Genomic DNA, 481 nt, shown 5'->3' with positions numbered 1-481 from the left:
GCGACGCGTGTGGCGGCCACTCCGGCGGCGGGGCGGGTTCTCCGGCGGCCTACCGCACCTGGATATCGGCCTTCGCCTCGGCCATCGGCGGGCGACCGGCGCTGGTGGTGATCGAGCCCGACTCCCTCGGCGACTACAGCTGTCTGACCCAGCAGCAGATCGATGAGCGCAACGCCATGCTCCGGGACGCCCTGGCACAGTTCTCCGCGCACGCGCCCCACACATGGACGTACCTGGACGCCGGAAACCCCGCCTGGATCGACGCGGCCACCATGGCCAGGCATCTCGACGGCGCCGGGCTCCGACAGGCGCACGGCTTCTCGTCGAACATCTCCAACTACTACGGCAACAGCCGGAACATCGGCTACGGCAACGCCATCAACTCGGTGCTGTCGGCGTCCTACGGTTACACGAAGCCCTTCGTCATCGACACCAGCCGCAACGGCAACGACTCCAACGGCGAGTGGTGCAACCCCGCCGG

General features: G+C 68.4%; 1 protein-coding gene. It reads left to right on the top strand.

Features of this window, described 5'->3' with window-relative positions:
• Positions 1 to 481: glycoside hydrolase family 6 protein (locus M1203_RS38540; RefSeq protein WP_249954524.1), on the top strand; the 481-nt coding region annotated here is incomplete at both ends.

Origin of the sequence: Streptomyces sp. 35G-GA-8 (assembly GCF_023534745.1) — a bacterium.
GTDB lineage: Bacteria > Actinomycetota > Actinomycetes > Streptomycetales > Streptomycetaceae > Streptomyces.
The sequence above is the reverse complement of the archived record's forward strand: the minus strand, read 5'-3'. Positions and strand labels throughout refer to the sequence as shown.